Below are 19,339 nucleotides of genomic sequence, written 5' to 3' on the forward strand. Positions count from 1 at the left end.
AAATGAAAATCCCTCAGGTTTTTACATTGATCCGGAATTAGCGGTTGGGAAAGCGGTCTGATATTCAGTGGATTATAAACACAAAAGGCCGAACTTAAAAGTTCAGCCTGAATGCTATATAGAATTGTTATTTTTCTATTATTAAGCGAGCTTGTTGATGTAAAGAGCCAGCTTAGATTTCAGATTGTTAGCCTTATTCTTGTGAATAACATTTGTTTTAGCTAACTTATCCAACATCTTGGTGATGCCAGGATACATTGCAACAGCTTCTGTCTTGTCAGTAGTTGCACGAAGTTTTCTAACAGCGTTTCTCATGGTCTTACCATAATATCTGTTATGAAGTCTTCTTGTCTCTTCTTGTCTGATTCTCTTCAGTGATGATTTGTGATTTGCCATTTCGACTAATCTATTTTTTAGTTCTTTATTCTTTTTTACTTGTAGCCCGTGGGGGAATCGAACCCCCCTTTCAAGAATGAAAATCTTGCGTCCTAACCGATAGACGAACGGGCCATCCTATTGTTGCATTTCTGCTTTTTGCTCTCTCGAATCAGTGTTTGTTTCTCGATTGCGGATGCAAAGGTAGGAACTTTTTTGAAACTGACAAACAATTCTTGAAAAAAATATCTGTTTTTCCTTCTTTTTTTTCTTGTGGTAGGCTTATGCTACTTGATTTTCAGCTAAATATGAAGTTGCGATTTGTCGAAAAAAAAATCTCTTTCCATAGTGCTATGGATAATAGCCTATGTTTACACCTTATTATATATAATAGACTTTACGTACTTAGCTCTTGGTTGTTACATCGTTTTCGAAAAAACGATAAGAACGCAGGTCGGGTTTCTGTTCAATGGTATCCTTCTTACTGCTCCCTATATAAATTGCAGTATAGAAAATGGCAACTTTTTCATTGTGACGGATAGAGTGCGTGATTCTGATTGTTTTAATAGATAACGAAAGTGCACTTGTCCTCGCTCGGACAAGTGCACCAACACAAACAAAACAAACAATTAATAAAACAGTCCTTCAATGAAGTGCCGTTTTATAAGGAAATTTGGCATGTTGTGGGAAACAAAACATGCGAAAAAAAGGGTATATCATACCACTCGGATACTTCACAGTAGCCTTTTCTGTAGAACATCTCACCTAAATTCCGTATACATACAATCAGCCATGTATTCTTAAGACTCCAGTTCTGAATCATTCAGCCGCACAGTCCATCCGTTTACCATTATTTTCGGGCATATCTTCGGAATCCCCATATCCGATGATTGGATGAAAAATAAAAGTGTATATGAATCCTGCCTGTCAAGATATTCCTGGTCGTCCATCTCATCACCGGTATAACTGTAGATTTTAGATAACAATAAATACTGGGTGAGCGGAAGACGCAGAATTTCCTGTCCGCTGGGTATATGCTTTATGGACAATGTGGTCTGATCTCCTTTCATGATGCGCAATGTGTTCAATCGCGCATGAATGACAGGAATATCATCAGAGAGTACACTGACCTCCTGCCGGTATGGGCGATAGTAAACGGGCTCTGTATCCGATGGAGTATTTGTATAATCCATTACCCCATTAGCAGCTTCCAGCGTGAAAGTAAAATCTTCCCGGTTCAGAAGGTTATTGTTTTCATCCTGAAGGATACATGAGAAATAATTGGTGTTCTTGACTAAAGGGGCGTCCCATACCTGATAATCACTGCTGACCGTCATATTTTCAAGGCTACCGTAAAAGAGGCCGTTCAATTTCCCGTTCATCTGTTTGTCATTGTCACATATCAATGACAGGAGCAATGATTCCCGTTCCGTCTGACCGGTTTTGAGATAAGGGAACCGGTATTGACGGTCGGAAGCTCCTCCCCACAAAAGCAGATGATAGCTCCCTTCGGGAAACGGCACTCTTACCATGCAGTAGCCTTGATGTAATGTGATACTGTCTACGTCCAGTCTGTCCACATACTTGTTGTTCTTGTCGAAAGCAAAAATGGTGATGTCTCCTACTTGTGAGGAAGCGGCATCCACATCCAGTATATTATGGGTATACGAGATTTTCAACCAGGTCCCGGTAGGGCAGTCTGACAGATCATCGTTCACCCAGTTGCAGGATGAGAACAGCGTGATAACGCAGATAATATGTAGTAAAAATGGACGCATTGGTAATAAATTTAGTTCAAAGTGGCCGATACTTATTCAAGTTCTACATCTTGGTTACGTACGGCCCACGGAAAAACATCAATGTTGATGTTCAGTTCTGCCTTGTATTCATCCGGTTGTTCCGGTTCGATAAACGGTTCGCCGCTGCCCAGACCTGCAACCTTATTGACTGACAGCCTGTATATGTTGTTGCGTACGATACCGAATTCCATTACTCCCATCTCAGTGTCATTGTTGTTGTCTTCGTGCTTGATCCAATAGTTATAGTAGCATGCATAGTTTTCAGTCTTGCCAAAACGTTTGATGCTATATTTGGCAAGCTCTTCCGTTGTAGAGTCGTCGGTAATGTCTCCGGGCAGGTTGTTAAGTACCAGTTTTCTGATTGCATTTACACTGGTGTAGAAATTGTAGTTGAAGTAAAACAGGTTGGTCGGCCAGTTGGACGGGTTGCTGACTGTTTCTCCGCTTTCGTCGAATACACGGTCGGTAGCAATGTCGAGGCTTGCTTTGAACATCACTCCTGTGGTATAGGCATTCATCTGGGCCGGACGGAACATACAGTTCTCCAGACAGTAGATGCGTGACCAGCTATTTGCCGGAGCCATGCCTGCCCAGTTGCTGTCGTTTATATTAAGTTGCACCAGTGCCTGTGCAAAGAAACCGTCCTCATTCTTAAAGTCTTCGGCACCTTCTACGGTTTTCTTGAAGAAGTAAGGGTCTATTACATAACCGTCGTTATCGTTTATGTTGCCGAAGTTCTCATCAGTGTATGAGTCCGGTTCCTGAAGGCTGGTCAGTACGGCTGTATGGCGGAAGGTGTAGAACTGAGTTGCCAGGTTCAGCATTCTGAAGTTATTGAGTTTGATAGTACAGTAAGTCTTTCCTGCCGGGTCTTTCAGGGGGAAGGTTTCCTGTGTCTGTGTCACTTCAATTTTGGCAACTACACGTTCCAGGCTGATGGAGATGTTGGTTACTTTGTCAGAGTCTGTGGGCTTGCTGACTTCAACGTTCAGGTTGGCAGCACCACGGTTGGTCATTACAAATCCTTCTTCGGGTACACTTGGAATCTTTCCTGTGCTGTAAGTCACCTTGTCGATGGCTCCGAGGAATTTGTCCTGTGTTGCGATGTCCCCTGTGATTGCTTCACCATTGGCGATGGCGAATACATTGTAGGTTCCCGGTTTCATTGTGATTTTGTTGGCGGTGTATTGTATTTTTTGTCCGCTTGTTCCTGCCAGTGTGATGTTTTCAAGAGGCTGCGACTCAACAAAAGTTTTGGTAACCGAGTCAAAGAAGTAGACAGTAAGGCTTTTTACTGCGTATTCTTCTTTCGAACCTTCTTCAGTTACGCCTGATGATTCGGCACTTCGGCTGACGGGAACATTCGGAATTTCAAGAAACAGGGCTACGTTGCCGTTCGAATCCGAGTGAGTTTTGTCGGAGATTACATCTGCATCGTTGATGCAACTGTACTGTGTGGCTGCTGTAAACAGGAGCATTGCCATTAGTTTTGTAAATTGTTTCATCTTACCATTGATTTTAATTAAACATTTATTTAAGTTCTAATATTCGTTTCAGATTGTCATCGGCTTGTGAAAGTCCGGCAGCTTTGGCTTGTCTGAAGAATGATTCCGCTTCTTCATACTGGTTCTTCAGAAGGTACAGGACGCCTTTTGCCAGTGCCGTTTCCGGTACTTCCGGTGCTTTCTCCAGATAATGCCCGGCGGATTTCACGTCTCTTTGCATCAGTGAGATGCAGGCTGCGTTCAGATTGGCTACGGGATTATCCGGAAACAATTGCACGGCAGTCATAAATATCTTGTTGTATGTTTCACTCCCCGGTGTGTGGGTAAGTGCGAGGCGGAACATCTCTTCAAGGCTCAGATTCTTGGGGTTGGTCACGAAAATATTTCGTGATTCTTCTACGCTGAAAGGACGTACATGATATTCGATGGTATAATCGGAATGCCTGAGCAGCGTGAACCAATGTTCGAGTACAAAGCGATAGAATGCCGGAAATTGTTTTTTCAACTTCTCTTCCTTGCGGTCGGGGTGCAGACTGCCTGTCACGATTCTCATGACCGCCTCTTTTTGCTGAAAGGCTGTATCGGTGAGAAGAGCTTCGAATCCTTCCCAATCTTCGGGAGTATGTGAGGTCTGGATATCCGTTTGGTCGAATGTATATAACCGGCATACATATTCCTTCAATGCCTGAGTACGTTCGCGGGATAATCTCTCGTTGAGTTTATAAGGTCCGTCGGGTGATGCATAACCATGAATGCTGATATGTGTGATTGTCACATTCGTATCATTTTTGATAGCATCTATTGTTTGAACGATCTTATTCAGTTCTGTTGCATTGTTGCTGTATGTTTCGTGTATGATCACATCGTTTACAGGGAAGTCGATGAATGCACACCCTTTCTCGGTTCTGGTTTTCAGCGCTTCCACTTGCGGAGTGAGAAATACGAGTTGCGGAATAGGTACCGGCTGCGGATGCAGACGGGCGATACAGGTGAAAGCTTCTTCACTGGGGATGCCGCAGCCGCAACTTTTCTCTATCAGTGAGAGTGTAGCATGGTTCATCCATTTCTCAAAAGGAACGGATTGCAGATAATGCATACTTTGCTGACTTCCGTTTTTCCTTTGCAGTGACCGGGCTTCTTTCTCTTTTCTGCCCGTCTCACGCATAAATATGATTTGTTGTTTCCGGCTATTGATATAGATGGGTGGCAGTTCCATCCGGTGCTCCAGACTGTCGGTGACAACTGGAACAAGAACCAGCGATTCGTTGGACGAGAGGTCCCGGGTGATCTCTACCGAAATAGAAACCACCAGTTCTTCCCCTGCCTTGTGGAGGCTGGAAGCGGTGGTGCGGATCGTTCCGTTATCTTTCTCTACAGGCGTCTGTGCCTGTAGGGAAAGCGATGCCATGACCGCAATAATAAAAAATCCTCTCAGTTTCATAATTATACTAATCAATGAATCTATATGTAGAAATAGCCTGTTCACCAAGGATAGATATAAGATATGATTCCGCGTTGTTGCAGTTCTTCCAGAATCTTCATGTCCTTCGGTGTTTTTCCTCTACCGCCATGTCCTAAGTGATATACTTTCCACGGTGTAGACCGGTATTTGCGTGCTATCTCCATGTAAATATGCCTCCTTTTGGAGAACCAGACTTTCCATAATTTTTTCATTTTTCTTCTTTTCTTAAAATAGGTAGATTAAACTAATAGAGGCCTTATTAGGTCCTGCGTAATGATACTTTCCTTCCTCCTTTAGCTTTGCGCATTTATCTACGCAGTTGTATTGCCGGTAATGGATATATTCGTATCCTGCTCCCACACTTGTTTCTATGTTCCAGTGGTCGTTCAGCATCCAGTGATATCCACAGCTGATACCTCCGCCTGCCAGCCAGCCTTCGTACCGATAACGTTTCAGTTGGGAGAATACGCCGAAAGGCAGTTTCTTGCCTCCGATGTTGAATTGTGCGCCGTTCAGATAAGCCCCCAAGAAAAAGCCGTTATACTTCTGGCAAGTCCAGTATTTGTATTCAGGTTGCAGCAGCCAGTAGCGGTTGACATATTCTTCGCTCCGCTTCCAGGGTCGCAGGCTTCCGGTGAGTTCGACGGTGTTCTTGTTTCCTATGGCATACGAGATTCCTCCTCCGAAGGCTCCGTCTATGGCAGAAAGCGCATTCACTCTGATGGCCACTTTCTGCGAGTAAGCGTCCAGACATCCAAGAAGTAAGAGCAGGAATATGAAACGTTTCATTGTATCCGTTGATTAAGGGCGTTTATTGTTCTCAAAAAATGCATTCAGATTGTATGCAGCCTCTTCGGAGCCTTCTGCTTTGGCGGCTTTCAGCATTCGGATACCTTCATAGGTATTTCCGGACATAAGTTCGTATACTCCGCGACAGTTTTTGTAGGCAAGGCTGTCATGGAGAGCCATTGAAAGGAACTTACCTGCCGATTTGACGTCTCCCTGTTCGATGGCGGCAGCTGCTGCATTCAGGTTGGCAACCGGGTGTACAGGATACAGTTTGACACTAATATTGATAATCTTGTAAAACCGGGCTTTATCTTCCGTATAAGACAGGGCGACAGTGTAGAGTTCGCGGAGCGATAACATCTGCGGATTGATCTCCGCTATCATTTTTGCCTCTTCAAGGCTGAAATTCAGTTCTTTCTGATTCCGTGCATCCACATCATCCGTTTCGGGAGAAACATAGGCACCCTTGTATTTCATCTTGTTGCCGGCTGCCGGAGTCACCGAACGTTCATTGACAGCAGGAAGGGAGACTATTTCTTGGGTAGCCGTACTGGAGGGAACTATTGTGCCGGAAGATGCCACTATGTTTTGAGGAGTTATGACGATCGTATCTTTCAGAGATTGTTCACCTTCCGGACGTACAATAGTTCTTTTGAGTGTCAGTGTCGCGTTGCTCATCCAGTCCTCCGCCGGCAATGAAGTCCGGTAGGAAATGGTACGTGAATGATTTTCGTCAATGCCGGCAATGAGATAAGCTTTTGCATCCTCTTCTTTCCGGTCATTCTTTTTGCGCAATATCTGATTGCGCAGATATAGCTTCTGTTTCTGCTTGCCGTTCAGTTGTATGTGTGGCAGCAGTACTTTTTTCTCCTGGCTGGTCAGTACGGGTGTCAGCATAAAGGCACTTTTGGAATCCATGTCGTCTATATGGATTGAAATGTCCATGGACAGAAGCAATGAATCTGCACGGACACCGAAGAAGTGAGGGACGATATCCAGCTTAACGTTCTGTGCCGGGAGCAAGTTGCATATCAATAGACTGAAAAAGATGAATACTTTCGTTTTCATGTTATGTTGTGATTTAATTGATTTACTGAATGAAATATACGAGTGATATTCCTATCTGCGTGGGGCCCCAATAGTTGCAGTGGGACTTTTCTATGAAGGCGGCGCCTTCGGGTTGTCCATAACGTTTGTAGTTGAGGTGGGCATATCCCAGTGAGAGTCCTGCTTCCAGATTCCATTGCGGACTGATCATCCATTGATAACCGTAGGAGATGCCGAAGCCTGCCAGATTGCCTTGATACCGATTGTTGGCAATCTGCTTGTTTTCGATTCCCAGCATTTTACCGTTTCCGAATCCCCAGGGGAGCATACCGCCAAAGTTGAACAGGGCATAATGAACCTGAAAGCCGATATAACTTCCCATAAACGTTCCGCTAAACCATTTGCGGTATTCCGGCTGGAGCATGAAATGCTTCATCTTTTTATTTCCTCCGAAGTTCCAGGGATTGTAGTTGACGGAGAGACTGAGCGTATGCGTATCATCGCATCTTATCTCTCCCCCTATGTTGAATGTGGTTGTGAGGTCGTAGAGAAGATTGCTCTTGACAGCTATCTTTTGCCCGTATAGACTGGAAGCGGGCAGAAGACAGGAAAGGAGGATGCTTGCCAACATGCATTTTAAGACTGGTGTGAGTCCCTTCATGCTGCTGATCGGCAATATCCTTTTTTTATTACTATTGGGTTTGTGTGTCATAATCTTTTGTTTATGTGTTTCTGTTACTTCTTAGGTAACGGAAATCCGGTTTTGTGACCGGTATGTGGAGGGGAAAGAAGTAAAAAAGGCAGCGGTCTTTGAGTTATAAAGTGTATATATGAGTTTTCGGCTGAAAAACAGTCCGGCAGATACAATAGCGGTCTGGAACATGAAACAGATATAATTCATGCTCCTGTATTCTTTTTTATTTTTTTTGAAAGAAAGGGAGTAAAATAATGTATAATTAATTTGGAGTATGATGTTCTTTTTCTATATCTTTGCGCTGTATTTATTTCCGTTACCTAAGAAGTAATAGATAAGGTAATTTGTTTATATTCAATAGTTTGTCTCTCTCTATTTGCCTGTAAGGTAGTTCTCTACGTAAAAACAATTCAATTTATTCGCTTCTGTCCGTTTTTCCAGTCCAAAGCCTTTCAGATAAGTTTGCGTGGTTTTTATCGATTTATGTCCCAATGATTCGCTGATCATTTCGATAGGGATTCCCTGATATTTGGCGCTTGTTGCCCAGGAATGCCGGATGGTGTATGAAGTGACGGGCGATTTGATGCGCAATTCTCTGGAGAGGCTCTTCAACTGATTGTTGAAACGTCTGAGAGCCGACTGATATTCCTTATATCCTGCCTCTTCTTTCCTTTTTTTATCTCCTTTCATTATGTCGAACAGATAATCCGGATAATCGCCGGCGGAAGATTCATTGTTGCGCAGTCCGTTGATTGTCTTTTGGGCTGCTTCCAGTATTTCAACGCTCATGGGAGTGCCCGTCTTTATACGGTTATATCTCAGTACTCCGTGTGTCAATGCAGATTTCTCCAGATGTGCAAAGTCGGCAAACGGCATGCCGCAGAGCTGAAACATCAGTCGTGCTATTGCTTGTGTACGACACAGATGTCTGGACTTGGGCGCTTTGTAGAGCAGCATGTGCAGCTCGTTGATGGGCAGCGCCTTCTTCTGGCGGACATCTACTCCGGTGAATACATCACGAAACAGTCGGGGAATGAAACGGGCAGTGCCTGCTTCGACGCCCCGGTTGTAGATACTGCGCAGCATACGCATATAAGTCGATACGGTATTTGGTTTCAATCCGCAGTCATAAAGATACTGTCCATACCTTCTCAGGTTATCGCGGTTGACTTGCCCGAATGCCACATCGGGAGTATCACAAAACTTTGTAAATGAAAGAATTGCGTTTTTGTATACATGTGCCGTCGAGTAACGGCCTTCTTCTTGAAGACTTCGGATGTATGCTTTTGCGCATCCGATAAAGCTGTTTTTATTACTTTTTCTTTTCATGTTCTTGTTTATATTTACTTGTTATTCAGGGAGTATAACAAAAATAGCAATCTTTTTTGTTGTTAACGCCTCTAAAAAGCTCTCAATTGCCAGACATTTTTTTGTAGTTTTGTTCCGGAATGATAAAAAGAGGAGCACGTTATGCTGCAAAAGACGAAAGGAATAGTTCTACATACGCTTAAATATAATGATACTTCTATCATTGTAGATATGTACACGGAGTTATCCGGCAGGACTTCTTTTCTGGTTCCCGTCCCCCGTTCGCGGAAGTCAGCAGTCAAGTCAGTGCTTTTCCAGCCCTTGTCTTTTATCGAGTTTGAGGCGGACTACCGTCCGAATGCCACACTCTACCGGGTGAAAGAGGCAAAGTCCTTTTATCCTTTCACTTCTATTCCTTATGACCCGTACAAGTCTTCAATGGCACTTTTTCTGGCAGAGTTTCTGTATCGTGCTATCCGTGAAGAGGCTGAGAATCGTCCGTTGTTCGCTTATTTGCAGCATTCTGTCATTTGGCTGGACGAATGTCGCGAAGGGTTTGCCAATTTCCATCTGGTTTTTCTGATGCGTCTTTCCCGTTTTTTGGGGTTGTATCCGAATCTGGAAGATTATCACACCGGTGATTACTTTGACTTGCTGAATGCTTGTTTCACTTCCACTCGTCCGCAGTTGCATTCTTCTTATATTAATTCCGAAGAGGCTGGACGTCTTCGCCAGTTGATGCGCATGAATTATGAGACGATGCACTTATTTGGCATGAGCCGTGCGGAACGCACTCGCTGCCTGACGATTATGAATGATTATTATCGTTTGCATCTGCCGGATTTTCCTGCATTAAAGTCGCTGGATGTACTGAAAGAATTGTTTGATTAGCTGTTTATACTTCTTCCACTCTCACCAGTTTCCAGCCTTGGAACACTAATGCGATACTCTTTAATTCTGTAGTCCCTTTGTCTTGATGAATCCATTCGCTTGCTGCATACTGTTTCAGTTGTATTTTGGCATTGGACAGCAATTTTTCTATCTCGGTGTCGGAAGCATCTCGTTTTGCGTATTTCACTTCGATGCAGTAGCTGTATACCATGTCGGGAAGTTGTAGCAGCCGAGGTTGCAGAAAGATATCCGCATACCCTTTGTTGCTCTCATATTCGGGGCGGGCGATATAATAATGTGTCAATCCGAGGTAAGCCAAAATAAAGGTCTTTACATAAGCTTCACCTTCTATGAAGTCGCGAACACTGCTTTGGGCGTTCAAGCGGTCGGCAATGTATGTGAAGCAATTCTCCCATTCTCCTTTGTATGCCATTCGCTTCATTCGGTCTACCAGCTTATCTGTTTCCAGGTATAAGCCGGCAGAATCTTTGTAGATGTCTGCCATGTAACCGTAGAGTTGTTCGCGTACTGCCCAGTTGGGGACACTCAGTACAGGCTCGCCCATTTCCATTCCGCTGATGGTTAGCATACCGTAATAGTAGAGCAGACTTTTGAAATTTTCTGGTTTGATAATGTCTTCGGTTGGAAAACTATTTGCAATAATTCCGGTAGTAGCACCTTTTTCTACGATCTCTTGTACGACACTTGCATTTTCACCGAAAGTTTTGTCAACGTGGATGAGGTGGCGCAGCTTGTTGTAGTCGGTGCGGATATTGGCATCAAGCATATTGTCAGGGATATCCTCATTCAGCATATAATGATTCATGAAATAGAGCACCATATCTGAATTATACATAGACGGTTCCTTTAGTGCTTTTATGGCGAAACAGTAATTGTCATACCATGGCTTCATGATGGTTATTAATTCATCTGTAGTATGCGGTAGTTCTCGGTAACTTTTGTAATAATCGATTAGAGTGCGTACTTCTTGTTCATTGAATCCCATCATATTATTAAAGATAGGTGAACTGCTATAATTATCCGCAATGTTGAATCCGCTGGTGAGATCATCCATTGTTACGGGGCTTACGCCTGTCAAGAAGATGCGCTCGATCACTGAACTTGAATAGTCTTTTACCACTTTAAGGAAGCTACGGAAGAATCCGCTGCCATGAGTGATGCTGCGATAACGCTCATTGCCATAATCTACCAGAATATTGTTGGCAAAATTATCGTATTCATCGAGGATCAGATATATCTTTTGTCCCTTGTTTTGGGCGCTTTGACACAGTGATCCCAATAAGGCATCTCCTGTTTTTAATTCATGTAGCTTTTCGACGGCTTCTTTCCCTAACAGATGAGCATTTCGTTCTGCAAATCCATCCATTACGATTTTGCAATAGGTGTTGAATGTTTCTTCCAAACGATCCATATTGGCGGCTACACTACTGAAATTGAGTGTAAGCACCAGATATTTGTTGCGATCAGGCGTAGGATGCTTGCCTATGTAAAGATTGCCAAATATTTCCTCAAACCGATCTTTTTTGTTAATGTCATAGTATAGACCGAGCATATTTAGGAAAAGGCTCTTACCAAAGCGACGTGGGCGGACAAAGAAGAAGAAGGAGGTCACTTTTTCTATTTTGGCGATATATTGTGTTTTATCTACATAATAATAGTTTTCAAGAATTATTCTCTCGAAATCTGTCATCCCATAAGGTATTTTCTTTATTGCTGCATCCATAATTGCTCCCTCTTTTATCTTGAGAACAAAAATAGTTTATTTTCCTTTATGTGGCAACTAAAAGAGGGTAGATAATAACACTCTTCTAAAAATATATATTACTTTTGTCGTCAACAAAATGACTAGCTATTAACTAATATGAAAACATTCACAAATTTAGCGGCATATATTCTCATCTTTTTAGTTCTGTATGGGTGCAACGATGATGTATTTGTCGACGATTTCCGGATTTCCGATTCCGAATTTACTTTGGATGGGAATGGTGATGCTGTAACTATTCGTTTTGCATCCTCCAATTGGGATTTGGTTTGGATGTATACTTACGATAGTGACTTTATCCATCAATATGAAGTTTATGATGTTGATGACAATCTGATAATGAAAAACCAGGATGTCTACCTAAAAGGATTAGGTAAGATTGTATGCAATGAGAAACTGACCGATTTTATCATTCAACGCAGTAATCCCAAAGAACTAAAGATCACAGTGGGCGAAAACGTCCGCAACGACTACTTTAGATTCATGCTTGTAGTGAGCAATGATTATGAATCGCAAGAGATATATGTTGAAATAACTCCATCGGACAGATATGTGTTCGATCATATCACTTATTCTTTAAACGCGTATTCTCATGAATGGAGATTGGAAGAAACAAAGAGTTTCATACAATCTAATTATTGGGATATTCCCTATCCATGCCTGTTGTTCCCTTACAAGGATGCCCACCATGAGGTGGTGTTCAAAAGCGATGACCCTGAGGCTTTCCGGCTATTGGGAGGAGATCATCCGACAGTAGAGATACCAAGCATGGAAAATGAATGGTTGGGAATGAACGGTGTACAGGCGCAATATACGTCTGAGCAGCAGGCACTGCCTTTGCCTTTCCCTGATACGGAGAAGAAGGAGATTTCTATCCCGCCTAATACTACCCAACGTATCATTATGCTGTTAGAATGTGAGTGGTTCGAAACAGAGTACACCCTTTATGCTGTTCACCCTAAGAATGGGAGACAGCGCACTATAACCGGTACGTTACAAAGTAAAATGCCCGGAAAATGTTACATAGCACGCGAGAATATCAAATGATTAGAAATATGAATACCAGACGGTCTCTGTATATAATCTGCTTGCTGCTGCTCTCAGCAGTCGGCAACAAATTGGACGCTCAGACAGTAGTGAAACCTGTCCGACAACAGAATGACAGCACCAGCCATGCTCTCATCCATCAGATAGGTTTTGATGTGCGTCCGGGCTATGTGGCTCCGACAAACAGTTTCCTCGAAGGCGATAATGCACAACGGCAGAAAATTGACCGGTCACTTTCCCTGCATTTGAAGTATGCTTTCCAGTTCAGCAAAGATTCCTATTTGGGGAGGTTGTATCCTCATGCTTATCAAGGTATCGGTGTTTCGCATAATACATTTTATAATTCCGCTGAACTGGGAAATCCGGTGGCGGTATATGCTTTTCAAGGGGCACCTATTGTACGGTTTTCATCCCGTTTATCGTTGGATTATGAGTGGAATTTCGGTGCTTCTTTCGGTTGGAAACAATATGACGAACACAGCAATTGGTACAATGATGCTATCGGTTCTAAAATCAATGCGTATATCAATCTGGGCTTTGTCTTAAACTGGCAGTTTTATCCACAGTGGAAACTTGCAGCAGGTGTGGACTTCACTCATTTCTCCAATGGAAACACGCATTATCCCAATGGAGGTCTCAATACTATCGGAGGGAGAGTCGGCATTGTACGTACCTTTAATGCCGAAGATAAGGCGTCCGGAGCAATTGCTCCCAAACGTCTTTACATAAAGCCACACGTCAGCTACGACTTGTTGGTATACGGCGCCACTCGCAAAAGAGGATTCGTCAAAGAAGGGATACCCACTTTGGTTCCCGGTTCGTTCGGAATCGTTGGTCTCAATTTTGCCCCGATGTATAATTTCAATAACTATTTCCGGGCAGGACTTTCCGCAGATGCGCAATTTGACGAGAGTGCCAATATTAAGGACTATAAGCTAGTAGGAACTTATGGGGACGATATAAAGTTTCACCGTCCTCCATTCCGCGAACAATTTGCGGTGGGGTTGTCGCTTCGGGCAGAATTGGTAATGCCCATTTTCTCAATCAATGCCGGTATCGGACGAAATATGATATATAGTGGCGATGATACGGAAGGTTTCTATCAAATTTTGGCTCTCAAAACTTATGTTACCCGCCATTTGTTTTTGCACGTGGGGTATCAGTTGAGTAAGTTTAAAGACCCTAACAATCTAATGCTGGGGATTGGATATAGATTTCACGATAAGCGGTGAATGGATAACTAGTTAATTTAGTTATTCATCTCAAAGTGCTTTATTACTTATTGAGAATGTCATAATATACAAAATGCTGCTTTCCGTTAATAACAATAAATGGTAACTCTTCTCTTCCAATCAATTGTATTTACTAACCAATATAGCTTATTTATAGGAATATTTTCAAAAGATATATATTCATAATCAGCTCTGCTAGAGCCACCATATTGCCACCCATTGTCCCAATAATAAAGTTCAAATTCATCTCCAGCTGTAATCCCATTATCTGCATTGAGTGGTGAGAATCTAACACCTATGACGCTTTGAGGAGAGGTGAGCATAAAATGTATTGTCCTATAAGGACTTGGTGCTGTTTGCATATTGCCATCATATTCTGCTTTCCACGTTATGTCATCCCATGATTTTACATCCAGTAATTTAACATACTTACTTTCTTTATTTAGTATATCCTTACAACTGGGCGCTGTTATATGAGGGCGAGTTGCTTTCATTGTATTAGAATAATTGTAATGTTTATATGTAATCCATTCTAATTCAGAAATGTTTGCATTTGGATGTTTTTCTGGTGCGATAAAACGATAATATCGGTATGCTTTATAGTTGGTAAAAAGATATTGTATAAAGTATGGCTCTGGAGCTTCTTTTATTTCATGTAAGAGCTCTGCGTCACTAAAATCATGTTTATTTGCACCTTCAAAGCGTCCACCTATCAATCTTTCTGCGACATTAATCATATTTGGCTTTCTTGCAAATTTTCTATTTAGAGTTAATGTAATTAAAGAATCTTTTTGTGGGGTATTCTCTGTGAGTGGACAAATGGATACATTTATACTGTCAAGTGTAACGTAAAATGGTTCTCCAAAGGCTTCCATATTCCCATTATCATAATATATAGGAAAATACATTTTATAAGGAATAACATTTTTAAAATGTACCATGCTAGAAACTGAATCTATAATTCCCCATGTTACAGGAAAAGTTCCTTCGTTTTCCTTATGAAAAGTAGCAAGGTATGCTAATCGACTTGTTGTTTTCTTATTGAAAGGTAGATTTATAGGTACAACTTTCTTGAGGTATGATGTAACATCCTTGATACATGGGTCATTTAACATATCAGGAACAAACTCTTCTTTGCTTTTAAGAAAAAAAGGAGTGTCTTTTTGTGCTCCATAAAGTTGTCTATAAGCGTTCAGAGTATTTTTCCCTGCTCCCGTTTCCCAGTTAGGATTACTTGGAAGATCAAACTCGGGAGTAAATGTCATCCAAGTTCCAGTAGTATCATAAATAGCACACATAAAATGACGACCAGCCCAACGATCGTAGCATATATTGTATTCTACAACAGTGGGTACTCCAAAAGCTCTTAGAACATTACACCCATAATTTGCATTTCCGATACAATCATGTAAGCCATGTGCGTATAAAGCATATTCTCCTTTTATCCCCCTTTCGCTAAAATTTCCATTTAATCCTCTCCAAGCACTTATTGTTAAATTATAATGATTTACCACTCCACGTAAAGATGGAACACTATCTTTGGAGAGATATTTAGCAAAGATGGAATAATAATGATCTCCACTGCAATGATATCCTTCTCCTTTTATTGAACGATATGGCAGAATATATTCCTTAAATTCATCAAATGTTAAGTGTTGAGCAAACTTCGATTCTTTCCAGACTTTGAATGCATGATTAATATGTGAAATCAGAAATCTAGAGGATATATGTTCGCTATCCAGATAATAGTTATCATCGGTATGAATCTTAGAAATCTCTATACTATCAACCCGTTTACGATTTACTGTTTGTATTTCTCTAAGAGCCTTCCAAGGGTAATTATCTATAAGATTACTTGTGTTCTTTATTAAATTCCAATAAATACTATCTGTCATATAACGCCATCGCTCAACATTTTCAGGGACTTCAATTATTCGACCTTTAGAATAATGGTACTTCATGTTTTCTAACAAGAAAACAGCAGCATTATATTTTGTAGAGTTACAATCAATGTAGAGAAAATAAAGAAGTACAGGGTATAAATCTTTACTTATTCTCATCTGTTTATTCGTTTGATAAATAAAATGGGTTGCAATACATGCCAATATAACTATTAAAATAATTGTATGTGTTCTTCTTTTCATAACTAAATTAAAATATTATCTTACTGTGTGACCAGAAGATTGTTCAACTATATTTTGAGCTTCCATTTTTATCATATTGACAATTTCTGATGGTACCTTCACTTCTTGATTAATTATAATTTTCGCAATATCTATGATTTGCTTTGTATTCCCACTGTATTTATATAACAGCATTAACTTGTATAAAGGCATGAATCTGTTAGGAATCATATTGTGTGCAGAATAATAGAATGCTTCTGCATAGTCCCATTTTTCTAGTTTTGAGTAATTATCTGCTATTAGCATCTGCACTTCGTAATCATTAAAGTATTTTGTGCATTCAAACAAAATAGTATTACTCTCATTGTAGTGCTCAGATTTGTTGAGAATTACGCCATAGTTATATAAAAACATCGGATTCCCGTTCCATTCAGAGTATAGTGCTTTGTACTCATCAAGAAGTTTGTTGTAGTTGCCGAATCTTGAAATCTGTACTACTTGTCCCCAACGTTTTTCAAATTGTATATCCTGTGCTAGAATTAAGAACATACCTCCAATAAATACAGTCACTATCACTTTGGTCACGAATCTTACTTTAATCGCAAAAAAACTTTTATACTTGATATTTGCCAAGCAATATGCAATCATAACTACAATAAAAGGATAACGTAGTGGATAAGAGAAAAAAGCAACGATTCCAATAGACAACAAGCATAAATGGTAATTATTTATTTTATTTAATGATTTTATGACTGAAAATATAACTGCAATTAAGGCTAATAATCCCCCAATGCCGTACTTTATAGTTAATAGGAGGTACTCATTAAATGGATGTTTAACATTATCTGCTAGCATAATGTATTGACTATTTGGGTTTAACTTAAAATAATCTGCTTGGTATAGCATATAGTTTCGTAAAAAGGAGCCTGAATTACTTCCCAGTATAGGATAATCAAGAATCATCTCAAGCGAATTGATCCAAATAAGTATTCGGCCTATTGCAGAATCTTTTTTTAAGAAAAACAATATAGCACCTGTAACTAAAATCACAATACAAACCCCAAGTAAGTATTTGCGATAGTGATTAAAACAAGGGTGATATCTACTTACTAAAAATATACTAGATACAACAAGTATTGCTATAATGCTTGCTCTTGAACCTGATAGAATAATAGATAGTGTAATAATTACTAATGCTATAATGGCTAGGTGACGTTTCTGCTTGTTCCCATCTAAAGCCGAAAAACAGAATGGAAATCCAACTGCAAGACAAGCTGCAAAACCAGCAGGATTATCAAAACTTCCAATTATATTAAAGACTTTATAAGTATGGAATATTCCAAAATATTGCATTAATCCATAGCCAGCTTGTATTATACATACGGAAAGTATTATAGTATTAATATCCCCAATGCAATCAAGGGGGACAATCCTAAATGAAAGAAACAGTAATATAAATACTGCAAATGACAAATAATAAATATTACTCTGCATAGATTGTGAAGAAAATTCTGAAATAAGAATATATCCTACTAGAGTAGTAGTAAATATTGTCACAAGATCAATATCTATTTTTGTGGATTTTATAACTAATATTAGCAAGAAGCAAAATAGCAAACCTCCTGCAATAAATATATACCATTTAGATAGTTCCTCTGAAATAAATATTTGGGATGAGCGAAACATCACATAAAACAATAGAAAAACAAAAGCTAAATTAGTAGCTATTGTTTTTCTAGTTGAATTATACAAATATATACGTACTTTCATTGTTAATCATATTTGAAGTATTATCCTCACAGTCTAAATTGCTATATGTTTTCAAACATTAATTTAGACAGTAAATTAGTTTTTAGGAAACACTTCGCTTTTGAACTATATTTTATCTGAAAATAAAACTACAGATAACAAATAGATTATTTATCGATAAAATAAAAAAACTCCAAAACGAATATTTATTTACTCGAAATTTGTCTTTAATACAGTGTAAAATTGATATGATCAAAAGTATAAACTGAAAAAGTATAAATGGTATCGTTAGCAGTTCTTGAAACCACCCTATAAAAACTAAATCAGATGTTACGAAGTAAGCATTTAAATATAGTAAACAAAAATATCCAACTACAGCAAAGCTTACCCAAAAAAGTTTCTTCTCCGAAATTATTTTAGTTATCATATCTATGATTAAAAGTCTATTTTATAGTTTAACATGGGCCAGGAACACATCCACTCAAGCAATACCAACTAGGCTCACATGTTTCACATGACTTGTCATGTAAGTAGCATGCGGGAGAACAACCATAACAAGGACCTGAATAATTGCCACAGCAACCACAATCACTTCCTGCTCTTGCACCATATAACCAACAAGTTGGATCTATAGGCCAACCGTCATATTCAGAAGGTGTTTTTGTCATAATAATATTTGATGATTGATAGTAGTCATTACGAATACGCAATCTTTCTTTTTTATTTAACTTTTTGAAATAAGAACCAAATTCATGTTTCAATAATCTATCTAGTTTACTTGCCGAAACAAATTCTCCTGATTCATTGCTCAAATATTGCAATAATGATTTAGGATTAAATTCATACCCCTCCGATTTTTTTATTATCGACCTTTCTTTAATAAGATCATAGGCTTCATCGGCACTAACCATAACATCCTCTGCACAAAAAAATGGGGATTCTCCACTCAGATAACTATTGTTAACACCGCATTGACAATCTTTAGATTTGTCTTCATAAGCTCGTATTGATGTATTAAATGCTGCCAAATGATAGAAGATAGATAGTGTAAGTTCATTATTGTACTCATTTCTACCTAATTTTTTATAAAGTATTTCTGGCAATCCTTCTAAAATATTACCTACTCTATTAATTATTGCTATATCTAACTTCTTTTTTAAGGTTTCGGCATGTTTTTCAACTATATCATTCATTCCATTCTTATAATTCACTTTTTTAAAGTTGAAATCAATTTCGCTTATATCTACCCACTTTGCATCGTTTTGTTTGTATGAAAGTTTTGAGTGTAATTGATTGTTTTCAACATAAACATTATATTTAATGTATTCATTAGCATCTGAAATTTGATATTCAAATGACAAATTACTACTACTATTAAGATCCTTAGTGAGATTTTTATTCAAGAGATTCATGTCTCCATAAACTCTTTCAGGAATTTGGATGTCATAGTCTTGTTGGCTACAAGAACTTACAGCAATACAACAAAGAACTGCTAATACAAAAAAAGATAGCTTGTTTACTTTCATAATTTTAAT

The 19,339-nt window shown here is 39.7% G+C and carries 16 protein-coding genes and 1 tRNA gene; 3 read left to right on the top strand and 14 right to left on the bottom strand.

The window, feature by feature from the left end; genetic code table 11:
- Nucleotides 1–141: 141 nt before the first annotated feature.
- The 10 genes from rpsT to HMPREF2794_RS16025 form a co-directional block, all read right to left on the bottom strand.
- Nucleotides 142–396 (bottom strand): 30S ribosomal protein S20, encoded by a 255-nt coding sequence (rpsT, locus tag HMPREF2794_RS15980; RefSeq protein ID WP_008763686.1) that lies wholly within the window; start codon nt 394–396, stop codon nt 142–144.
- Between the two features lie 42 nt (nt 397–438).
- Nucleotides 439–510 (bottom strand) — tRNA-Glu (locus tag HMPREF2794_RS15985).
- Between the two features lie 665 nt (nt 511–1,175).
- Nucleotides 1,176–2,153, bottom strand: a complete 978-nt coding sequence (locus HMPREF2794_RS15990; RefSeq protein WP_070751904.1) for a FimB/Mfa2 family fimbrial subunit — start codon at nt 2,151–2,153, stop codon at nt 1,176–1,178.
- A 32-nt stretch (nt 2,154–2,185) separates the two neighbouring features.
- The gene (locus tag HMPREF2794_RS15995; protein WP_055269342.1) at nt 2,186–3,679 is read right to left on the bottom strand and encodes an Mfa1 family fimbria major subunit; all 1,494 of its coding nucleotides are present in this window, start codon (nt 3,677–3,679) and stop codon (nt 2,186–2,188) included.
- A 25-nt stretch (nt 3,680–3,704) separates the two neighbouring features.
- Nucleotides 3,705–5,120 (bottom strand): DUF3868 domain-containing protein, encoded by a 1,416-nt coding sequence (locus HMPREF2794_RS16000; RefSeq protein WP_055269343.1) that lies wholly within the window; start codon nt 5,118–5,120, stop codon nt 3,705–3,707.
- Nucleotides 5,121–5,161: 41 nt separating this feature from the next.
- Nucleotides 5,162–5,353: a hypothetical protein gene (locus tag HMPREF2794_RS16005; protein WP_010536161.1), complete on the bottom strand. Its 192-nt coding sequence runs from the start codon at nt 5,351–5,353 to the stop codon at nt 5,162–5,164.
- Nucleotides 5,354–5,366: 13 nt separating this feature from the next.
- On the bottom strand, nt 5,367–5,930 hold the full coding sequence (locus tag HMPREF2794_RS16010) for a DUF3575 domain-containing protein (RefSeq protein WP_055269344.1): 564 nt from the start codon (nt 5,928–5,930) through the stop codon (nt 5,367–5,369).
- 12 nt (nt 5,931–5,942) lie between these two features.
- Nucleotides 5,943–6,998, bottom strand: a complete 1,056-nt coding sequence (locus HMPREF2794_RS16015; protein ID WP_070751906.1) for a DUF3868 domain-containing protein — start codon at nt 6,996–6,998, stop codon at nt 5,943–5,945.
- Between the two features lie 22 nt (nt 6,999–7,020).
- Entirely contained in the window at nt 7,021–7,638 is a 618-nt protein-coding gene (locus HMPREF2794_RS16020) for a DUF3575 domain-containing protein (RefSeq protein ID WP_010536164.1), read from the bottom strand.
- 405 nt (nt 7,639–8,043) lie between these two features.
- On the bottom strand, nt 8,044–9,000 hold the full coding sequence (locus HMPREF2794_RS16025) for a tyrosine-type DNA invertase cluster 3b (RefSeq protein WP_070751908.1): 957 nt from the start codon (nt 8,998–9,000) through the stop codon (nt 8,044–8,046).
- Nucleotides 9,001–9,141: 141 nt separating this feature from the next.
- On the opposite strand from HMPREF2794_RS16025, the gene recO reads away from it, so the two are divergent.
- On the top strand, nt 9,142–9,870 hold the full coding sequence (gene recO, locus HMPREF2794_RS16030; protein WP_070751910.1) for a DNA repair protein RecO: 729 nt from the start codon (nt 9,142–9,144) through the stop codon (nt 9,868–9,870).
- A 4-nt stretch (nt 9,871–9,874) separates the two neighbouring features.
- On the opposite strand, the gene HMPREF2794_RS16035 is transcribed toward recO, so the two are convergent.
- On the bottom strand, nt 9,875–11,614 hold the full coding sequence (locus tag HMPREF2794_RS16035; RefSeq protein ID WP_070751912.1) for an ATP-binding protein: 1,740 nt from the start codon (nt 11,612–11,614) through the stop codon (nt 9,875–9,877).
- A 138-nt stretch (nt 11,615–11,752) separates the two neighbouring features.
- On the opposite strand from HMPREF2794_RS16035, the gene HMPREF2794_RS16040 reads away from it, so the two are divergent.
- Nucleotides 11,753–12,700, top strand: coding sequence for a hypothetical protein (locus HMPREF2794_RS16040; RefSeq protein ID WP_070751914.1), 948 nt, complete (start codon nt 11,753–11,755; stop codon nt 12,698–12,700).
- Nucleotides 12,697–13,932, top strand: coding sequence for an acyloxyacyl hydrolase (locus HMPREF2794_RS16045; RefSeq protein ID WP_070751916.1), 1,236 nt, complete (start codon nt 12,697–12,699; stop codon nt 13,930–13,932). The genes HMPREF2794_RS16040 and HMPREF2794_RS16045 overlap by 4 nt, the downstream gene beginning before the upstream one ends.
- Before the next feature lie 86 nt (nt 13,933–14,018).
- Here the strand turns inward: HMPREF2794_RS16045 and HMPREF2794_RS16050 are convergent, their stop codons facing one another.
- The 3 genes from HMPREF2794_RS16050 to HMPREF2794_RS16060 form a co-directional block, all read right to left on the bottom strand.
- On the bottom strand, nt 14,019–16,076 hold the full coding sequence (locus HMPREF2794_RS16050; RefSeq protein WP_139147268.1) for a hypothetical protein: 2,058 nt from the start codon (nt 16,074–16,076) through the stop codon (nt 14,019–14,021).
- Between the two features lie 15 nt (nt 16,077–16,091).
- Entirely contained in the window at nt 16,092–17,825 is a 1,734-nt protein-coding gene (locus HMPREF2794_RS16055; protein ID WP_083312107.1) for an O-antigen ligase family protein, read from the bottom strand.
- Between the two features lie 434 nt (nt 17,826–18,259).
- On the bottom strand, nt 18,260–19,330 hold the full coding sequence (locus HMPREF2794_RS16060; protein ID WP_070751923.1) for a hypothetical protein: 1,071 nt from the start codon (nt 19,328–19,330) through the stop codon (nt 18,260–18,262).
- Between the last annotated feature and the right edge of the window lie 9 nt (nt 19,331–19,339).

It is taken from the genome of Bacteroides sp. HMSC067B03, from assembly GCF_001811315.1.
Taxonomy (GTDB): domain Bacteria; phylum Bacteroidota; class Bacteroidia; order Bacteroidales; family Bacteroidaceae; genus Bacteroides; species Bacteroides faecis.

Coding starts and splice junctions, on each gene's coding strand:
- HMPREF2794_RS16000 (WP_055269343.1), bottom strand. CDS start 5,120: ATGAAACTGAGAGGATTTTTTATTATTGCGGTCATGGCATCGCTTTCC.
- recO (WP_070751910.1), top strand. CDS start 9,142: ATGCTGCAAAAGACGAAAGGAATAGTTCTACATACGCTTAAATATAAT.
- rpsT (WP_008763686.1), bottom strand. CDS start 396: ATGGCAAATCACAAATCATCACTGAAGAGAATCAGACAAGAAGAGACA.
- HMPREF2794_RS16005 (WP_010536161.1), bottom strand. CDS start 5,353: ATGAAAAAATTATGGAAAGTCTGGTTCTCCAAAAGGAGGCATATTTAC.
- HMPREF2794_RS16020 (WP_010536164.1), bottom strand. CDS start 7,638: ATGAAGGGACTCACACCAGTCTTAAAATGCATGTTGGCAAGCATCCTC.
- HMPREF2794_RS16050 (WP_139147268.1), bottom strand. CDS start 16,076: ATGAAAAGAAGAACACATACAATTATTTTAATAGTTATATTGGCATGT.
- HMPREF2794_RS16060 (WP_070751923.1), bottom strand. CDS start 19,330: ATGAAAGTAAACAAGCTATCTTTTTTTGTATTAGCAGTTCTTTGTTGT.
- HMPREF2794_RS16035 (WP_070751912.1), bottom strand. CDS start 11,614: ATGGATGCAGCAATAAAGAAAATACCTTATGGGATGACAGATTTCGAG.
- HMPREF2794_RS15995 (WP_055269342.1), bottom strand. CDS start 3,679: ATGAAACAATTTACAAAACTAATGGCAATGCTCCTGTTTACAGCAGCC.
- HMPREF2794_RS16010 (WP_055269344.1), bottom strand. CDS start 5,930: ATGAAACGTTTCATATTCCTGCTCTTACTTCTTGGATGTCTGGACGCT.
- HMPREF2794_RS16015 (WP_070751906.1), bottom strand. CDS start 6,998: ATGAAAACGAAAGTATTCATCTTTTTCAGTCTATTGATATGCAACTTG.
- HMPREF2794_RS16040 (WP_070751914.1), top strand. CDS start 11,753: ATGAAAACATTCACAAATTTAGCGGCATATATTCTCATCTTTTTAGTT.
- HMPREF2794_RS16025 (WP_070751908.1), bottom strand. CDS start 9,000: ATGAAAAGAAAAAGTAATAAAAACAGCTTTATCGGATGCGCAAAAGCA.
- HMPREF2794_RS16055 (WP_083312107.1), bottom strand. CDS start 17,825: ATGAAAGTACGTATATATTTGTATAATTCAACTAGAAAAACAATAGCT.
- HMPREF2794_RS15990 (WP_070751904.1), bottom strand. CDS start 2,153: ATGCGTCCATTTTTACTACATATTATCTGCGTTATCACGCTGTTCTCA.
- HMPREF2794_RS16045 (WP_070751916.1), top strand. CDS start 12,697: ATGATTAGAAATATGAATACCAGACGGTCTCTGTATATAATCTGCTTG.